Here is a 17,532-nt window from a genome sequence, read left to right as displayed (position 1 = left end):
ACGGGGCGGGCTCACCGGAGCACCTCCGGGAGCAGCCCGAGCAGGACGGGCAGCACGCCCCAGCAGACGAACGCCGGCAGGGAGCACAGCCCGAGCGGGAGCACGAGGCGCACCGCCAGGGTCTCGGCGGCCCGCTCGGCGCGGCGGTAGGCGGCCCGGCGCACCTGGGCGCCCTGGGCCCGCAGCCCGCGGGCCGAGGGCGCCCCCGAGGTCGCGGCGAAGGCGAGGGCCCGGCGGTAGTCCTCGAGGTGCGGCGGCAGCTCCCCCGCGGCGGCCCACGCCGTCTCCCAGGGCAGGCCCAGGCGCAGCCCGGCGCCGACGGCGCGCAGCGCGGCCCGGTCCGCCCGCCCGCCGGCGAGCACGTCCACGGCCTCGGCCAGCGGCAGCCCGGCGTCGAGCATCGCGGCGGTCAGCTCGACGAGCACGCCCGCGGACACGTGGGGCTGCGGGCCGCGGCCCGGCCCGCCCGTGCCGCGGCCCGGGCCGCGCAGGCGCGGGCGGGGCGGCAGCAGGGCCACGGCCGCGGCGGCGAGCAGCAGCGCTCCGGCGGCGGGGGCGGCGAGGGCGCTCACCGGGCCTCCACCGCCTCGGCGCGGACGACCAGGGCCCGGGTCCAGACCCGCCCGGCGGCGGTCAGCGCGGCACCGGCGGCGAGCGCGGCCAGCCCCCACGGGGTGGTCAGCAGCGTCGTGAGGGGGTCGGCGCCCATCAGCGCGCCGAGGCCGAGGCCCAGCACGGGCAGCCAGGCCAGGATCCGCACGGTCGAGCGCGGCCCGGCCAGGGCGCTGGTGCGGGCGGCCTCGGCGTCGATCTCCGCCTCGAGGGCGCCGGCCAGCCCGCCGAGCAGCTGCGTGAGCGGGGCGCCGGTGCGCTCGGCGACGTCCCAGCACAGGGCGAGCTCGGCGGTGGCCGCGACCGCCCGCCGGTCGAGGTCGCGGCGGCCCAGTGCCGGGGCGGGAGCGGCGGCCAGGGCCGCCGAGACGGTCAGGCCCAGCCGGGCGGCGGCGGCGACGGCCGTGCACAGGCCGCCGACGTGCCGGGCGGTGGCCGTGGCCGCGGCGGGGGGTCCCGCGGCCTCGAACGCGGCGGCCGGGGAGCGCCCGGCCTCGAGCAGGGCCGCGAGCCGGCGCAGCAGCGCGGGCCACTCGGCGGCCTCGGCGGCGGGGTCCCGCAGCAGCCGGTCCCGCAGCCGGCGGGCGGGCCCGGGCTCCCCCGCCGCGGCCGGGACGGGACGGAGCCTGCGCCGGGACGGACCGGCGAGCACGGCGGCGCCCAGGCAGCAGCCCAGCACGGCGCAGCCCAGCAGCACGGCGCTCACGCCCGCGGCCCCCGGTCCGGCGGGGCGGGCTCGGCGGCGTCCCGGAGGGGCCGGTCCAGCAGCCGGCACAGGGCGTCCCACCCGGGGCCCGGCTCCAGCCGGGCCCCGGTCTGCACGGCCGCGGGCACCGTGGTCAGCACGCCGTCGCGCTCCCGCAGCAGCTCCAGGGAGCGCACCTCGCGCCGCCCGCCGGAGCGCTCGACGTGCACGACGAGGTCGAGGGCGCTGGCGGCCTGCAGGGCCACGCCCTCCCGGCTCATCCCGGCCAGCGCGCCCAGGGCCGCGAGGCGGGCGGGGACCGCGGCGGCGGAGTTGGCGTGGACGGTCCCCGCCCCCGCGTGGCCGGTGTTCAGCGCCGTGAGCAGCTCCCGGACCTCGGCCCCGCGGCACTCGCCGACGACCAGCCGGTCGGGGCGCATGCGCAGCGCCTCGCGCACGAGGTCGGCGAGGTCGATCCGCCCGGCCCCCTCCGCGTTGGCGTGCCGGGCCTGCAGCCCCACCACGTGGGGGTGGGACGGGCGCAGCTCGGCGGCGTCCTCGATGAGCACGATCCGCTCGTGGGCGGGGCAGGCCGAGAGCAGGGCGTCGAGCACGGTGGTCTTGCCCGCCCCGGTCGCGCCGCTGACCAGGAAGCCGGCCCGGCAGCGCAGGGCCCCGAGCAGCAGCTCGGCGGTGCGGGGGTGGACCGTCCCGGCGGCCACGAGGTCCTCGAGGCCCAGCTTTGCGGGGCTGCGGAAGCGCACGGAGAGCAGGGTGCCGCCGGTGGAGACGGGCGGGAGCACGGCGTGGACCCGGTACCCGGCGGCGGACTGGACGTCGGCGCAGGGGTGGGCGGCGTCGAGCCGGCGCCCCGCGGCGGTCACGAGGCGCACGGCCAGGGCCCGGACCTCGGCGTCGTCGGCGAAGGGCGAGGGCACCTGCCGGGTGCCCTCGGCGGTCTCGACCCAGACCCGGTCGGGGCCGTTGACGTAGACGTCGGTGAGGCCGCGGGCGGGCAGCAGCGGCTCGAGGGGTCCGAGGCCCGTGAGCTCCGCCCGCACCGCGCGGACGGCCCGCAGCGTGCCGGCGGCGCCGAGCACCCGCCCGCCGGCGCGCACGGCCGCGGCGATGTCGGCGTCCGTGACCGGTCCGGGCCGGGCGAGCAGGCGGTCGCGGACGTCGGCCAGGAGCGCGTCGTCCCCGGCGCTCACGCGAGCACCCCCGTCGCGCGCAGCAGGCGTGCGACGTCCCGGGCGGTGCGCCGGGCGCGGCCGGCCTCGAGCAGCCGTCCCGTCTCGGCGGCCCCGGGCACGGAGCCGGCGAAGCGCAGCGGCCCGGCGACGGCCAGCCCGGTCGTCGCGGCGGCGAAGGCGTCGTCGACGTCGGCGACGTCGAGCCCGGCGGGCACGAGCCGGGCGGGGACGGGGCCCAGCAGGGCCGCGGCGCGCCGGGCGGCGAGGACCCCGCGCACGGTGCGGGGCGCGACGACGAGCACCTCGTCGCACAGCGCCGCGGTGGCCGCGGCCTCCGGGGCGCACCGGCCCAGGTCGACGACGACGAGGCCCGCCGTCCGGCGCAGCGCCTCGAGGACCCCCGGGTAGGGGGCGGGGCCGTCCCCGGGGAGGGAGCGGTCCCACGAGAGCCAGCGCAGCGGCCCGGTCCGGGCCAGGGCCGGCCACAGCTGCTCGGCGTGCACGGGCCCGGCCACGCGCAGCAGGTCCGGCCAGCGCAGGCCGTCCTGCTCCTCCGTGCCCAGCAGCACGTCGATCCCGCAGCCCTCGCGGTCGGCGTCGACGAGCACGGCCGGGCGGGCCTCCCCGGCGGCGCCGTCGGCCAGCCAGCAGGCCAGGGTGGAGGCCCCCGCCCCGCCGACCGCGCCCAGCACGCCCAGGACGCGCCCGCCGCCGGGACCGCCGCCCGCCCCGGGGTCGGCCCCGGCCACGCGCTCGGCGAGCCACCCCGCGGCCTCGGGCAGCACGGCCACGGGGCACCCGCCGAGCTCGGCCGCCCGGTCCCACAGCCCGGGGTCCTCGGACCGGCCCACCAGCACGGTGCCGGGCCGGGCCGGGCCCGCGGCGGCGCGGACGTCCAGCAGCTCGAGGTCCGCGGCCGGGCCCCCCTCCGGCGGGGCGCCCCCGGTCCCGGGGGCCGGCAGCAGCCGGGCCCCGGCGGCGGCGCAGACGTGCTCGACGACGCCGCGCAGGGCCTCGTCGTCGCTGGTCAGCCGGACGGTGCGCGCCCGGTCGGGGCCCGCGGGACGGGACGGGGAGGCGGTGGCGGCGCTCGTGCTCATGGGGCCACTGTCCGGCCGCGGGCCCGGGGCCGGTGCGGGCCCGGACCCGGCTGTGGACGGGCGCCGGGAGCACCCCGGGCCCGGGAGCCGTGTGCAGTCCGGCCCCCGGGGGCGGGGCGCGCGCCTGTGATGACGGACCCGTGCCGGACAATGGGCGGATGCACATCGTGGTGGCGGCGGACGAGGCCGCCGGCGGGCACCGGCTCCAGGTGCTGACCGGCTCGGGCGAGCCGGACGGCGCCGAGCTCACCGTGCCCGCCGGCGGGCTGCCGGGCGTCGTCGCGCAGCACGAGGCGGCCGCCCAGCAGGCGGGCACGACCCCGCCGCGCTGGACCTGGGAGCGCACCGCGGCCGTCTACCCGGGGCTGCTGGCCGCCGGGGTGCGCGTGGAGCGCTGCCACGACCTGCGCCTGGTCCAGGCCGTCCTCGCCACCGCGGCCACGGCCCACGGCTCCGGGACCGGCGGGCCGCTGCCCTACCGCCCCGTCCTCGAGCCGCTGCCCGCGGACGAGGCGCCGGGGCTGCTGCCGCCCCCGCGCCCGGGCCCCGAGCAGGCGGGGCTCTTCGACCTGCCCCGGGCCGCCGGGCCCGGGACCGCGGTGCTGGCCGCGGAGCTGCGGGCCCAGCTCGCGGCCGTGGCCGGGGCCGCCGACCCCCGCGGGCTGACCGTGCTGCTGGCCGCCGAGTCGCAGGGGGCGCTGGTCGCCGCGGAGATGCAGCACGAGGGCCTCCCGTGGCGGGAGGACGTGCACCGGCGGATCCTCGCCGAGGCCCTCGGCCCCGAGCCGGCCCCGGGGCGGCGGCCCGAGCGGATGGAGCGCACCGTCGAGCGGGTGCGCGAGGTCCTGCACGCGCCCGGTCTCAACCCGGACTCCCCGCAGGAGCTGCTGCGGGCCCTGCGCGCGGCCGGGGTCGACGTCGCGAGCACCCGTCAGTGGGAGCTGGTCGAGTGGGCCCGGTCGGTCCCGTCGCTGGCGGCCCGGCGGCAGGCGCTGGTCGAGCCCGTCCTCGAGCACAAGAAGCAGGCCCGGCTGCTCGGGGCCAACGGCTGGCACTGGCTGGAGACCTGGGTGCACGGGGGCCGGTTCCACCCCGAGTACGTCGTCGGCGGGGTCGTCACCGGCCGCTGGGCCGCCCGCGGAGGCGGCGCCCTGCAGATCCCCCACGTGGTGCGCGACGCCGTGCGCGCCGATCCCGGCCGGGTGCTCGTCGTCGCCGACGCCGCCCAGCTCGAGCCCCGGGTGCTGGCGGCCCTCGCCCGGGACGACGCCCTCGCGGCGGCCTCCCGCGGGCGCGACCTCTACCAGGCGATCGCCGACCTCGGCGAGGAGCGCGGCTCGGAGCTCACCGAGCGCCCGCAGGCCAAGCTCGCGATGCTCGGGGCGATGTACGGGGCCACCACCGGGCAGTCCGGGCGGCTGATGCCGCACCTGGCCCGGATGTTCCCGCGCGCCGTGGACTACGTGGAGCGCGCCGCCCGGGTCGGGGAGACCGGCGGGCAGGTCCGCACCCACCTGGGCCGGTGGTCCCCGCCCCCGGGCCCGGAGTGGGACGCCGCCCAGCGGGAGACGGGCACCGCCGAGGGCGAGCGCCGCGCCGGGGCGCTGGCGCGCGCGCAGGGCCGGTTCACCCGCAACTTCGTGGTCCAGGGCACGGCCGCGGAGTGGGCGCTGTGCTGGCTGGGGAGCCTGCGCACGGCCCTGGTGCGGGGGGGCCTGGACGCGCGGCTCGTGTTCTTCCTGCACGACGAGATCGTGCTGCACTGCGCGCAGGCCGACGCCGACCGGGCCGCGCGGCTCGTGCGGGAGGCCGCCGCGCAGGCCGGCCGGATCGTCTTCGGCCGGATCCCGGTGGAGTTCCCGGTGACGGTCGCGGTCGTGGGCTCCTACGCCGAGGCGAAGTGAGCCCGGCGCCTCAGCACAGCGCCCGCGGGTCGGCGCCGGGGACGTGGCGGCGCCACTCCTCGTCGGTGATCGGGTCCCCGCGCGTGGCGCAGATGTGCTCGGCGGCCCGCTGCACGCCGAAGATCCAGCCGCGCACCGCGCCGTCGTCGCCGGTGGCCAGCAGCCGGTCGCCGAGGAACTCGACGTCGTTCATCCGGTCCCCGGAGGCCGAGAGGGCGCCCACGACCTCGAGGCCGCCGTCCTGCCCCGGGCGCCACAGCCACACGTAGCGGTCCGCGGCCGCCCCGGCCAGCACCTCGCCGTCGGGCGAGAAGCGCAGCCCCTTCACGGAGGACAGCGCGTCCGCGGACGAGGACTCCCGCCGCGGCGCGTCGGGGTCGGCGAGGTCCCACAGCTCGACGCTGCCGCTCTCGGTGCCCACGGCCACGCGCTCCCCGGAGGGGGCGAAGGCCAGGGCCGTGACGATGGAGTCCAGCTCGAGCGTCGCCGCCCGCCGGGGCTCCGGCCCGGTCAGGTCCCACAGCACGACGTCGCCGGTGCCGTCGGCGGTGGCCAGCACCCGGCCCGAGGCGGAGAAGCCGGCGGCCTCGGTCCCGGCCACGGGCAGCTCCGCGGTGCGGCGCACGGCCCCGGAGGACTCGCGCTCGAGCAGCGCGATGCGGGTGCCGACCTCGGACCAGACCACGATCGTGGTGCCGTCCTGGGTGGTGCGGGCGCCGGTGACCCCGGCGTCCACGGCCGGGACGCGCACCGGCTCCCCGGGCCGGCCCTCCCGCAGCGGCCACACGAGCGCGTCGCCGTCCTCCGTGCCGCCGACCAGGAAGGAGGCGTCGGGGGCGAGCGCGCCGGCGAACCACAGCCGCTCCCCCTCGGGGGCCCGCGGGGCGGGCAGCTCGCGGGGCCGGTGCCCGGTGAGGTCCAGCAGCGTGATGACGTCCTCCCCGATCCCGACCACGCTCAGCAGCGTGTCGTCCTCGTCGGCGGAGAGCTGGTAGACCGGCTCGTCACGGCGGTGGACCACGGGGCCGTGCCGGTCCCAGGCGCGCGTCGCCCCGTCCTGGGAGGCGGTGACCACGGTGTCGCCGCGGCCCACCGCGCTGGTGACGCGCGCCGGGGTCGGGTAGACCTCCACCCGGGTCCGGTCCGGGAGGCGGTGGACGTAGGCGCGCTGGTCGTAGCTGGCGGAGACGATGCGCTCGCCGCCGGGCACGAGGTCGACGTCGCTGACCCAGCTGTCGAAGCCGTCGAGGGAGCCGGCCGGCTCCGCCCGGCCGTCCTCCTCCAGCGTGAACAGCCGCACCTCGCGGGCGGCCAGGCCCGCGGCGAGCCGGTCGGCGTCGACGTCGAGGGAGAGCACGGGGCGCCCGGTGGGCAGGGGCTCCAGCCGCCGCACCCCGTCGCCGCCGGTCGCGAAGCGCTCGACGGCCTCGCCCGGCCCGGCCGCGTAGACGGTGCCGTCGGCCCCCGCGGCCAGGGCGGGGACGGCCCCGTCGCCGGCGAGCTCGAGGGGCGGCAGCCGGACGGGGGCGCGGGGGTCCTCGACGGCGAAGCGCAGCACCTGCCCCGCGCCGCCGGCCAGCAGCTGCTCCCCGTCCGGGGAGAGCACGACCGCCTCCACGGGAGTGCCGGCGCCGACCTCGAGCGCGGCCAGGCGCCGGGCCGGGGCCTGCGTGACGTCCCAGAGGCTCAGGTGGCCCTCCCCGCCGACGGCGGCGAGCACCCGCTCCCCCTGCCGGACCAGGTCCACGTCCCGCAGTCCGGGCCGTCCCTCCACCACGGAGAGCTCCTCCCGGTCCTCCGCGAGCCGCCCGGCGCCCCGCCACACGGACAGCGTCCCGTCCTCGGCGGCGCGGGCCAGCACGGACCCGTCGTCGAGCGCGGCCAGGCGGGAGGCGCCCTCCGGGCCCAGCAGCCGCTCGGGGACGGCCACGGCGGTCGAGTCCAGCAGCGCGGAGGCCCCCTCCCGGGTGGGGGCCAGCCGGGAGGCCAGCAGCCCGAGCTGTGCGGCGAGGTTCGGCGACTCGGCCCGGATCCGGGAGGCCTCCAGGGCGGTCTGGCGCGAGAGCGCCTCGTCGCGGGCGGTCTCGGCCAGGTGCTGGAAGTTCTCGGCGCGCAGGAACAGGGCCCCGGCGACCACGGCCGCGCACATGGCCAGGGCCAGCAGGACCAGCCCGATCCGGCCGCTGCGCTCGATCTGGCGGGCGCTGCGCCGCTCCCGCTCGAGGGCGTCGTCGTAGTGGCGCTCGCTCTCCTCGAGGTACTCGCGCTCGGCCGGGCTCAGCAGCGCCTGCTGGCGCGGGTCCCCGGTCCAGTCGCGGAAGGACGCGAGCTGCCCGAGGGGGATCAGGGCCAGGGGGTCGCGGTCGTTGGCCAGCCACATGCGGGTCGCGCGCTGGAGCTGCTGGCGGACGTAGAGGTCGCGGCGGCTGTCCTCGATCCAACGCCGCAGCCGCGCCCAGTGCTCGAGCAGCGCCTCGTGGGCGAGCTGGATCTCGTCCCGGTCCAGGGTCAGCAGCCGGGCCCGGGCGAAGTGCTCGACCACGGCCTCCCCGCCCTCGGGCAGCTGGTCGCGCGGCACCGGGGTGCGCACCACCGTGCTGCGCGCGGAGCCCTCGCCCACGATCCGCACGAGCCCCAGGAACACGGCCCGGGCCGCCTCCTGCCCGTCGGGGCCCAGCCCCGCGAGCACCTCCTCGGCGCGCCGGTCCACGGCCTCGGTGATCCCGCCGGCCGCGTGGTAGTCGGCGACCGTCAGCTCCCGGCTGCGGGCGTGCTCCCACGTGCTCAGCAGCGCCTGGGAGAGCATCGGCAGCAGCCCCACGTCGGGGCCGGTCCCGCGCGGGGCGACGTCGCGCAGGATCACCTCGACGAGGTCCGGGGACACGCGCGCGCCCACGGCCTCGGCGGGGCCGACGACGATCCGGCGCAGCTGCTCCCGGTCCAGCGCCCCGAGCAGCACGGGCCGCTCCAGGGCGGCGCGCAGCCCGGCGTGGCGGCTCGCCCGGCCGTAGAAGTCGGCGCGCAGGCCCACCACGACCACCCGGTCGCGAGCCGCCCCGGCCAGCCGGTCCAGGACCCGCCCGGGCCGCTGCGGGTCCTGCGAGTCCGTCCACAGCTCCTCGAGCTGGTCCACGACCAGCAGCCGCGGGTCCTGGTCGAGCGCCCGGTCCAGGCGCCCCTCCGGGTCCCGGCCCGGGGTGGTCGCCGCCGCGGTCCACCCGTGCAGGGGCCCGCCCGGGGCGCGCAGCCGGCCGAGCAGCCCGGCCCCCAGCAGCGAGGACTTCCCCGCCCCGGAGGCGCCCACCACGGCGAGCAGCCGCGGCCCCGGGGCGCCGGCCAGGGCCAGCACGCGCTCGCCGAGCTCGGCGACCTCGGCGGTGCGGCCGAAGAAGTGGGCCTCGTCCTCGGGGCGGTAGGCGCGCAGGCCCACGTAGGGGGTCGTCGCCGGCTGGGCCGGGGTGCGGGCGCGGGCCACGTCCGCCCACCACTGCCCGGCGGGGCGCTCCTCGGTCAGCCCCAGGGCCTCGAGCAGGGCGGTGAACTCGCGGCGCAGGCCCGGGCCGGGCAGGTGCGCGCCGCTGAGCCAGCCCTGGATGGTGCTGGCCGGCAGCCCCGAGGCGGCGGCCAGGGCGCGCACCGACAGGCCGCGGCGGCGGCGGGCCGCGCTGAGCTGCTCGGCCAGCGGGGGCCGGCCGGGGTCGGACGGGCTCACCGGGCACCTCCTCGGATGGGTCGGGGGAGCTCCCACGGTAGTGGCCGCGGGCCCCCCGGACGCGCCGGGGCCCGGCGCGCCGCCCGGCCGGTGGTGGCGACGGCGGCCCTGGTCACAGCGGGGCCGGCAGCACCCGCCGGGTGTCCCACGGCACCGCCCAGCCCAGGGCGGTGAGCACCCGGTCCAGGAGCACGCCGGTGAAGCCCCAGACGGTGACCGTGCCGGAGGTGCCCGGCACCGGGACGGTGAACGCCGGCGAGCGGTAGGTCTGCGACCCGCGGGTCACCCCGGCGTAGTGGCGGTTGGCGGGGTCGAGCAGGTCCAGGACCGGCACCCGGAAGACCAGCGAGCTCTCGGCGTGGTCGACCACGTCCACCGGGGAGCTCTCGTGCCACCACGCGAGCACCGGGGTCACGAGGTGGTTGGAGACCGGCAGCGGGACGGGGGCCAGGGCGCCGAGCACCTCCACGCCCCGCGGGTCCAGACCGGTCTCCTCCTCGGCCTCGCGCAGGGCGGCGCGCACGTGGGCGGCGCTGACCGTCCCGCCGGGCAGGTCCAGGCGCTCCTCGGGGTCGCCGTCCTCCGGGTCCAGGCGTCCGCCCGGGAAGGCCACCTGGCCGGGGTGGGAGCGCAGCGTCGCGGCCCGCTGCACGAGCAGCACGTCGAGGTCGCGGCCCACGCCCTCGGTCCCGCCCCGGGCCCGGGAGGGCAGCTCGTCGAGGGCGCCGAAGAGGATGAGCACGGCCGAGCGGCGGTAGTCCGGCTCGATCCGCCCGATCCGCCAGGGCTCCCGGTCCTCCATGGTCAGCAGGTGGCCGTCGCGGGCCACGCGCAGCAGGTCCTGGTAGGCGTCGTGGGCGGGGCTCACGGGGCGAGCTCCCAGCCCTCGGCCCGCAGCTGCGCCCGGGTGCGCCCGGCGAGGTAGCCCTCGAGCAGCGCCTCGCGGCCGGGGGCGAACTCGTACTTCAGCAGCGCGGCCGCCTCGGCCGTGCCCGTGGGACCCTCCCCGTAGGAGGGGCACAGGTCGGCGACCGGGCAGACCCCGCAGGCCGGGCGGCGGGCGTGGCAGACCCGGCGCCCGTGGTAGACGAGCCGCTGCGAGAGGTCCGTCCAGTCGCGGGGCTCGAACAGCTCCGCGACGTCGCGCTCGACCTTCACCGGGTCCTCCTCCCCGGTCCAGCCGAAGCGGCGGGCGAGCCGGCCGAAGTGGGTGTCGACCGTGAGGCCCGGCACCCCGAAGGCGTTGCCGAGCACCACGTTGGCGGTCTTGCGCCCGACCCCGGGCAGGGTCACCAGGTCCTCGAGCCGGCCGGGGACCTCGCCGTCGAAGTCGTCGACGATGCGCTGGGCGAGGGCGCGGATCGCCCGGGTCTTGGCCCGGTAGAACCCCAGGGGGCGCACGATCTGCTCCACCTGCGCCTCGTCGGCCTCGGCGAGCGCGCGGGGGGTGGGGCAGGCCGCGAACAGCCGGGGCGTGGTGGCGTTGACGCGCACGTCGGTGGTCTGGGCGGAGAGCACCGTGGCCACGAGCAGCTGGTAGGGGTTCTCGAAGTCGAGCTCGGCGACCGCGTAGGGGTAGGCCTCGGCGAGCACCGCGTTGATCCGGCGGGCCCGGCGCTTGCGCGCCAGCGGGGTCTCCGCGGCGCCGGTCCGCCGCCGCCGCGCGGCCCCGGCCCGGGCCCGGGCGGGGTCCACGGCGCGCAGGTGGGCGGGCGGGGGGACGGGGGTCGCGGCGGCCATGCCCCCGATTCTAGGCGGGGCCCGCCGGGCGGCTTCCGTGACCCCGTGCGGCGTGGCCGCTGTGGAAGCGCCCCGGTCCATCGTCTAGGGTGAAAAGCGACATTCTGTGAGCTGCGACACGGAGCCGGGGACCGCTCCGGCCCGTGCGCGGCGCGCCACGACGAAGGGACGCCAGATGGCATCGGAGACCGCTCCTGTCGAGACCACGACCTTTGCCCCCAGCCGCGAGTTCGCCGCGCAGGCCAACGCCGGCGCGGAGCTCTACGAGCAGGCCGAGGCGGAGGGCACCGACTTCTGGGCCCGCCAGGCCCGCGAGCTGCTGACCTGGTCCAAGGACTTCACCGAGGTCCTCGACTGGTCGAACCCCCCGTTCGCGAAGTGGTTCCAGGACGGCACCCTCAACGCCTGCTACAACGCCGTGGACCGCCACGTCGAGGCCGGCAACGGCGACCGGGTCGCCATCCACTTCGAGGGCGAGCCCGGCGACAGCCGCAGCTACACCTACGCCGAGCTCAAGGACGAGGTCTCGAAGGCCGCCAACGCGATGGCGGACCTCGGCGTGGTCAAGGGCGACCGCGTGGCCCTGTACCTGCCGATGATCCCCGAGGCCGTCATCGCGATGCTGGCCTGCGCCCGGATCGGCGCGATCCACTCCGTGGTCTTCGGCGGCTTCTCCGCCGACGCGCTGCGCTCGCGGGTGGAGGACGGGCAGGCGAAGCTGGTCGTCACCGCCGACGGCTCCTTCCGCCGGGGCAAGCCCTCGATGCTCAAGCCCGCCGTCGACGACGCCCTCTCCCGGGGCGGCTCCTCGGTGGAGCACGTGCTCGTGGTGCGCCGCAACGAGGCGGAGGTCGGGATGACCGAGGGCCGCGACGTGTGGTGGCACGACGTCGTCGACGCCGCCTCGACCGAGCACACCCCGTCCGAGCAGGGCGCCGAGGACCCGCTGTTCGTCCTCTACACCTCCGGCACCACCGGCAAGCCCAAGGGCATCATGCACACCACGGGCGGCTACCTCACCCAGGGCGCCTTCACCCACAAGTACGTCTTCGACCTCAAGCCGGAGACGGACGTCTACTGGTGCACCGCGGACGTCGGCTGGGTCACCGGCCACTCCTACGTCGCCTACGCGCCGCTGGTCAACGGCTCGACGCAGGTGATCTACGAGGGCACCCCCGACTCCCCGCACCGCGGCCGGTTCTGGGAGATCGTGCAGAAGTACGGGGTGAGCATCATGTACACCTCCCCCACCGCGATCCGCACCATGATGAAGTGGGGCGAGGAGATCCCGGCCGAGTACGACCTCTCGTCGCTGCGCGTGCTGGGCACCGTGGGCGAGGCCATCAACCCGGAGGCCTGGACCTGGTTCCACCGCGTCATCGGCGGCGGCCGCTGCCCGATCGTGGACACCTGGTGGCAGACCGAGACCGGCGCGATCATGATCTCCCAGCTGCCCGGCGTCACCGTGGCCAAGCCGGGCTCCGCGCAGGTGCCGATGCCGGGGATCAAGGTCGACGTGGTCGACGACGAGGGCAAGCCGCTGGGCAACGAGCAGTCGGGCCTGCTGGTGGTCCGGGAGCCGTGGCCGGCGATGCTGCGCACCATCTGGGGCGACGACGACCGCTACGTGGACACCTACTGGTCCCGCTTCGGCGACATGTACTTCGCCGGGGACGGCGCCAAGCGCGACACCGACGGCGACGTCTGGATCCTGGGCCGCGTGGACGACGTCATGAACGTCTCGGGCCACCGCCTCTCCACCCCGGAGATCGAGTCGGCGCTGGTCTCCCACCCGTCGGTCGCCGAGGCCGCGGTCGTGGGCGCGACCGACGAGACCACCGGCCAGGCGGTCATCGCGTTCGTCATCCTCTCCGACCAGGCCGAGGCCGAGGGCCGGGACAAGGCCGAGCTCGCCGAGGAGATGCGCGCGCACGTGGGCAAGGAGATCTCCCCGATCGCCAAGCCCAAGAAGGTGCTCATCGTCCCCGAGCTGCCCAAGACCCGCTCGGGCAAGATCATGCGCCGCCTGCTCAAGGACGTGGCCGAGGAGCGCGAGGTCGGCGACGTCTCGACCCTCGCCGACCAGACGGTGATGCAGCAGATCGTGGACTCGCTGGCCGAGTAGGCCCCGCAGGACCGCCCGGAGGGCGGGGAACCGGCCGGTTCCCCGCCCTCCGGCGCGTCCGGGGCGGGGCTCTGGCAGGATCGGGGGCATGCGCAGACCCATCTACGTGCTCAACGGCCCCAACCTGAACCTGCTCGGCACCCGCCGCCCGGAGGTCTACGGGACGACGACGCTGGCCGACATCGAGGCCGCCGTGCGCGCCCGGGCGGGCGCCGCCGGGTGGGAGGTCGCCTTCCACCAGACCAACCACGAGGGGGTGCTCGTGGACCTGATCCAGGAGGCCCGCACGGCGGGGGCCGCGATCGTGATCAACCCGGCGGCCCTCACCCACTACTCGATCGCCGTCCACGACGCCCTCGAGGCCGCCGAGCTGCCGGTCGTGGAGGTGCACCTGTCCAACGTGCACCGGCGGGAGGCGTTCCGGCACACCTCCTACGTGTCGCTGCAGGCGGACGCCGTCATCGCCGGGGCCGGGGCGCAGGGCTACGAGCTGGCCCTGGACTGGCTGCTGCGCACCCTCGGGGAGCCCGCCGGGACCTGACCCGCTGGTGTCCGCCCCTCCGCGGAGCGCCCCGGGCGGGCCGGAGCGGGCCGCGGGATCAGGCGGCGCAGGTGCCGGGGACCACGGCCTGGGTCCGCCCGGCGGCGGCGTCGAGGGCGGCGCGCAGCTCCCCGAGGGTCAGGGCGTAGCCGACCTGCCCCTCGAGGGCCTTGGCGAAGACGACCCCGGCCACGGTGCCGTCCTGGGCGACGAGCGGCCCGCCGGAGTTGCCCTGCTGGACGCGCCCGGCGACCTGGATGATCTCCATGGTCCCGCCGCCGGCCCCGCCCTGCGACGGGGCGAGGGCGGTGCCCTGCACCGTGGCCGAGCCGGCGCTGAACGGCCCGCCCAGGGGATAGCCCATGAACGCGACGAGGTCGCCCGGGGCGGGGTCCCGGCCCAGCGGCAGCGGGCGCACGTCCAGGGTCGGGACGGAGAGCACCGCGAGGTCCGCGGCGGGGTCGTAGTGGACGACCGAGGCGGTGTGCACGGCGCCGTCGCGGGTCTGCACGACCGGCTCCTGCACCCCGGCGACCACGTGGGCGTTGGTGACCACCTGGCCCGGCGCGGTGGGGAACCCGGAGCCCGTCTGGTTCTGCCGGCACTGCACGGCGGTGCCGTAGACCTGCACCACGGAGCGGCCCGCCTCCTGGAGGGCGGGGCTGTCCGCGCTCTGCTCGGGGGCCTCCTGGGCAGGGAAGAGCAGGGCGTCGAGCTCCCGGATGCCGGTGGCCCCGTCCACGGCCTCCCGGGCCTCGGTCACCGCCGAGCGCACGGGGCCGGGGGTGTGCTCGTCGATGGCCCGCAGCACGGCGGAGGAGGCGATCTGCTGGGACACGGACGGGATCCCGAGCTGGGCCACGAACGAGGCCAGCAGGGACAGCACGAGGGCGGCCACCGAGACGTCGAGCAGCGCCCCGGCCACCCGGTTGAGCGGGCCCAGCCGCATCCGCTCGGTCACGGCCGACAGCGCCCGTCCCACGAGCCCGCCCAGCACCTGCCCGAGCACCAGCAGCACGAGCACCGCGGCCAGCACCGCGCCCACCCGGTACTGCGGGTCGACCTGGGCGCTGACCCACGGGGCCGTGGTGAAGGCCGCCACGGCCCCGACCACGAAGCCGGCCAGGGAGCCGAGGGAGTTGAAGAAGCCCCGGCGGAACCCGAAGCCAAGGTAGCCCAGGAGCACGACGGCCAGCAGGACGTCGAGCAGGTTGAGGGTCGGGGACATCGGCTTCCTCCGCGGGAGGGGACGGACGGGACGGGACCCCAGCATAGGGAGCGCCTCTGGGAGAACCGTGGACCGTCCCTGCGCCCCCGTTCCGGGAGCTGCCCGGCCCGGGTGCCGCGGCGGCCCGCGGGCCCGGTCCTTGGGAATCGCGCGCCGGAGACACTACAGTGAACCGCAGGACAGTCAGGCCGCTCACACTCCCGTGCGGGCCGGCCCCGCCGCACACCTGCCCGCCGGCACCGCCCGGGGCGGGCGAGATCTTGAGGAGAACCATGGACATCGACGTCCTCCGCCGCGCCCCGCTCTTCGCGTCCCTGGACGACCAGGCCTTTTCCGCGCTGACCGAGGAGCTCACCGAGGTCGAGCTCACCCGCGGCTCGACCCTGTTCCACGAGGGCGACCCGGGCGACCAGCTCTACTTCATCGTCTCGGGCAAGATCAAGCTCGGGCGCACCGCCGCCGACGGCCGCGAGAGCCTCGTGGCGATCATGGGCCCGGGCGAGCTGTTCGGCGAGATGGCGCTGTTCGACCCCAGCCCCCGCTCCACCTCCGCGACCGCCGTCTCGGAGACCCGCCTGATGGGGCTCAAGCACGCGAACCTCAAGAAGGTCATCGAGCGCTCCCCCGACGTCTCGGCCCAGCTGCTCCAGGCCCTGGCCCGCCGCCTGCGCCGGACCAACGAGTCCCTGGCCGACCTCGTCTTCTCCGACGTCCCGGGGCGCGTGGCCAAGGCCCTGCTCGACCTCGCGGACCGCTTCGGGCGCCCGGCCACCGACGGCATCCTGGTCGCCCACGAGCTGACCCAGGAGGAGCTGGCCCAGCTGGTCGGCGCCTCCCGCGAGACCGTCAACAAGGCCCTCGCCGAGTTCGTCCAGCGCGGCTGGATCCGCCTCGAGGCCCGGGCCGTGGTGATCCTCGACCTCCAGCGGCTCAAGCAGCGCAGCCGCTGACCGAGCGCACGAGAACGGCCCGGCCGTCCCGCGAGGGACGGCCGGGCCGTTCTCGTGCACGGGCCGTCTCCCGTGCCCGGAGGGCGTGGCCGGGCAGGGCTCAGCCGAGGTCCAGGCGCAGGACCGGCCGTCCCCCCTGCTCCTCGAGCACGGGGTTGAGGGTGGCGATCCGCCGCTTCTTCGCCAGGAACGCGATCGCGGAGGAGCACTCGGCCAGCGACTCGAGCGCGACCAGGCTGCCGGGGGCCAGCAGCTCGGCCGGGGGCCGCCCGAGGGTGTCCGGCCGGCCGACGAGGTCGCCCAGCCAGGTGCCGTGCGGGTCCTCCACGGCGCGGGCCGCGTCCACCCACCCGCACCACGTCCCGCGGGAGCCGAGCAGGTACGCCGTCTGGCCGTCGGGGACCACGGCGGTGAAGTAGTGCACGTCGTGGCGGCGGTGCACGAAGTCCGAGCTGACCCAGTGGGCCAGCGGCCGCAGCAGGTCCGAGCGCAGCACGAGCCGGCGCCGGCCGAGGACGTCCGCGAGGGACACGTCCCCCAGGGCGAGGGCCTCCCGGGAGCGCACCCACTCGGCGCCCTCGACGGACTCGACGGTGCTCATGGGGTCAGGGCCGGCCAGCAGCACCCCGACCTCCTCGAAGGCCTTGCGGGCGGCGGCGACGACGGCCCGGCGGGCGCGGCCGACGTCGTCGGTGCCCAGCCGCCGCGTCCACTCCAGGGGCATGGGCCCGGCCCAGTCGAGAGGGTCGTCGTCGTGGGCCTCGACGGGCCCGCCGGGGAACCCGACGGGGCCCAGCGAGGAGCTGCCGGTGCGGTGGGTGAGCAGGGTCTCGACCCCGTGCTCGCCGTCGCGCACGAACACCACCGCGGCCGCCGGCACGGGGGTGCTGCCGGGGATGCCGGCGCCCCGCTCGAGCCAGGCCCGGGCCGCCTCGCGGTGACGTTCGGGGACCTCGAAGAAGCGGACGGCGGGCAGCCGCCCGGTGCGCGGGGCGCGCTCAGGCGAGCTCGGCAACCAGCTCCACCTCGACCGGCGCGTCCAGCGGCAGCACGGCCACGCCCACGGCGGAGCGGGCGTGCACGCCGGCGTCGCCGAAGATCCGGCCCAGCAGCTCGGAGGCGCCGTTGACGACCCCGGGCTGGCCGGTGAAGGAGGGCTCGGAGGCCACGAAGCCCACGACCTTGACGATGCGCCGGACCCGGTCCAGGTCCCCGACGGCCTCGCGCAGGGCGGCGACCGCGTTGAGGGCGGCGCGCCCGGCCAGCTCCTGGGCCTGCTCGGGGGACACGGTGCCCGGCGCGCCCGAGGCGCTCACCTTGCCGGTGGCCGGCAGGGCCCCGTCCACGAACGGCAGCTGCCCCGAGGTCCAGACCCAGGTCCCGGCCACCACGGCCGGCACGTAGGCGGCCACGGGGGCGGCGACGGGGGGCAGCTCGAGGCCGAGCTCGGCGAGGCGGGCCTCGACGGCGCCGGTGCGGGGGTCGTTGCTCATGGTCTCCTCCGGGTCGGGGGGCGCCGTCAGTTCTTGGGGCGCTTGAAGTAGGCGATCGGGTTGGTCTGCACGGGGGCGGTGACGTTGCCCGCGGGGACGTCGGCGGGGGTCGAGCCGGGCAGCACGGTCACGAGCTCCCAGCCGTCCTCCCCCCAGTTGTCGAGGATCTGCTTGGTGGCGTGGATCATCAGCGGCACGGTGGCGTATTCCCAGGTGGTCATGGCCCCAGCGTAGCCACCCGCGGGCCCG

Annotated in this window: 15 protein-coding genes; 4 read left to right on the top strand and 11 right to left on the bottom strand. The window is 77.9% G+C overall.

Annotation, left to right across the window (positions count from 1 at the left end; all coding sequences use genetic code 11):
- Positions 1 to 11: 11 nt before the first annotated feature.
- The 4 genes from LQU92_RS13280 to ssd are packed head-to-tail and all read right to left on the bottom strand — an operon-like array spanning position 12 to position 3,590.
- On the bottom strand, positions 12 to 572 hold the full coding sequence (locus LQU92_RS13280; RefSeq protein WP_230781253.1) for a type II secretion system F family protein: 561 nt from the start codon (positions 570 to 572) through the stop codon (positions 12 to 14).
- Positions 569 to 1,318, bottom strand: coding sequence for a type II secretion system F family protein (locus LQU92_RS13275; RefSeq protein ID WP_230781252.1), 750 nt, complete (start codon positions 1,316 to 1,318; stop codon positions 569 to 571). The genes LQU92_RS13280 and LQU92_RS13275 overlap by 4 nt, the downstream gene beginning before the upstream one ends.
- Positions 1,315 to 2,508 (bottom strand): TadA family conjugal transfer-associated ATPase, encoded by a 1,194-nt coding sequence (locus LQU92_RS13270; protein WP_230781251.1) that lies wholly within the window; start codon positions 2,506 to 2,508, stop codon positions 1,315 to 1,317. Before LQU92_RS13270 ends, LQU92_RS13275 begins: the two co-directional genes overlap by 4 nt.
- A complete protein-coding gene (ssd, locus tag LQU92_RS13265; RefSeq protein WP_230781250.1) occupies positions 2,505 to 3,590 on the bottom strand; it encodes a septum site-determining protein Ssd in 1,086 nt (361 codons plus the stop codon). Before ssd ends, LQU92_RS13270 begins: the two co-directional genes overlap by 4 nt.
- Positions 3,591 to 3,748: 158 nt before the next feature.
- On the opposite strand from ssd, the gene LQU92_RS13260 reads away from it, so the two are divergent.
- The gene (locus tag LQU92_RS13260) at positions 3,749 to 5,494 is read left to right on the top strand and encodes a bifunctional 3'-5' exonuclease/DNA polymerase (protein ID WP_230781249.1); all 1,746 of its coding nucleotides are present in this window, start codon (positions 3,749 to 3,751) and stop codon (positions 5,492 to 5,494) included.
- A gap of 10 nt (positions 5,495 to 5,504) precedes the next feature.
- On the opposite strand, the gene LQU92_RS13255 is transcribed toward LQU92_RS13260, so the two are convergent.
- From LQU92_RS13255 to nth, 3 genes are all read right to left on the bottom strand, one after another.
- Positions 5,505 to 9,206, bottom strand: a complete 3,702-nt coding sequence (locus tag LQU92_RS13255) for a helix-turn-helix domain-containing protein (protein WP_230781248.1) — start codon at positions 9,204 to 9,206, stop codon at positions 5,505 to 5,507.
- Positions 9,207 to 9,318: 112 nt separating this feature from the next.
- Entirely contained in the window at positions 9,319 to 10,008 is a 690-nt protein-coding gene (locus tag LQU92_RS13250; protein ID WP_083529608.1) for a CoA pyrophosphatase, read from the bottom strand.
- 62 nt (positions 10,009 to 10,070) lie between these two features.
- Positions 10,071 to 10,946, bottom strand: coding sequence for an endonuclease III (nth, locus tag LQU92_RS13245; protein WP_058859478.1), 876 nt, complete (start codon positions 10,944 to 10,946; stop codon positions 10,071 to 10,073).
- Positions 10,947 to 11,121: 175 nt separating this feature from the next.
- Between nth and acs the strand changes: the two genes are divergently transcribed.
- Positions 11,122 to 13,071, top strand: coding sequence for an acetate--CoA ligase (gene acs, locus LQU92_RS13240; protein ID WP_230781247.1), 1,950 nt, complete (start codon positions 11,122 to 11,124; stop codon positions 13,069 to 13,071).
- Between the two features lie 88 nt (positions 13,072 to 13,159).
- A complete protein-coding gene (aroQ, locus tag LQU92_RS13235) occupies positions 13,160 to 13,612 on the top strand; it encodes a type II 3-dehydroquinate dehydratase (protein ID WP_101851829.1) in 453 nt (150 codons plus the stop codon).
- A gap of 58 nt (positions 13,613 to 13,670) precedes the next feature.
- On the opposite strand, the gene LQU92_RS13230 is transcribed toward aroQ, so the two are convergent.
- Entirely contained in the window at positions 13,671 to 14,840 is a 1,170-nt protein-coding gene (locus LQU92_RS13230; RefSeq protein WP_230781246.1) for a MarP family serine protease, read from the bottom strand.
- Positions 14,841 to 15,112: 272 nt separating this feature from the next.
- On the opposite strand from LQU92_RS13230, the gene LQU92_RS13225 reads away from it, so the two are divergent.
- On the top strand, positions 15,113 to 15,790 hold the full coding sequence (locus tag LQU92_RS13225) for a Crp/Fnr family transcriptional regulator (protein ID WP_058859482.1): 678 nt from the start codon (positions 15,113 to 15,115) through the stop codon (positions 15,788 to 15,790).
- Positions 15,791 to 15,890: 100 nt separating this feature from the next.
- Here LQU92_RS13225 and LQU92_RS13220 read toward each other — a convergent pair whose 3' ends face one another.
- Genes LQU92_RS13220 through LQU92_RS13210 form a run of 3 tightly spaced genes read right to left on the bottom strand, consistent with a single transcriptional unit; the run spans position 15,891 to position 17,504 of the window.
- Positions 15,891 to 16,805 (bottom strand): NUDIX hydrolase, encoded by a 915-nt coding sequence (locus tag LQU92_RS13220; RefSeq protein WP_230781245.1) that lies wholly within the window; start codon positions 16,803 to 16,805, stop codon positions 15,891 to 15,893.
- Positions 16,789 to 17,283 (bottom strand): RidA family protein, encoded by a 495-nt coding sequence (locus LQU92_RS13215; protein WP_101851827.1) that lies wholly within the window; start codon positions 17,281 to 17,283, stop codon positions 16,789 to 16,791. The genes LQU92_RS13220 and LQU92_RS13215 overlap by 17 nt, the downstream gene beginning before the upstream one ends.
- A gap of 26 nt (positions 17,284 to 17,309) precedes the next feature.
- Positions 17,310 to 17,504: a DUF4177 domain-containing protein gene (locus LQU92_RS13210; RefSeq protein ID WP_058859484.1), complete on the bottom strand. Its 195-nt coding sequence runs from the start codon at positions 17,502 to 17,504 to the stop codon at positions 17,310 to 17,312.
- Positions 17,505 to 17,532: the final 28 nt, after the last annotated feature.

The organism is Kocuria sp. LUK (assembly GCF_021012935.1).
Lineage (GTDB): Bacteria > Actinomycetota > Actinomycetes > Actinomycetales > Micrococcaceae > Kocuria > Kocuria flava.
This window is presented reverse-complemented; position numbering and strand designations above follow the sequence as displayed.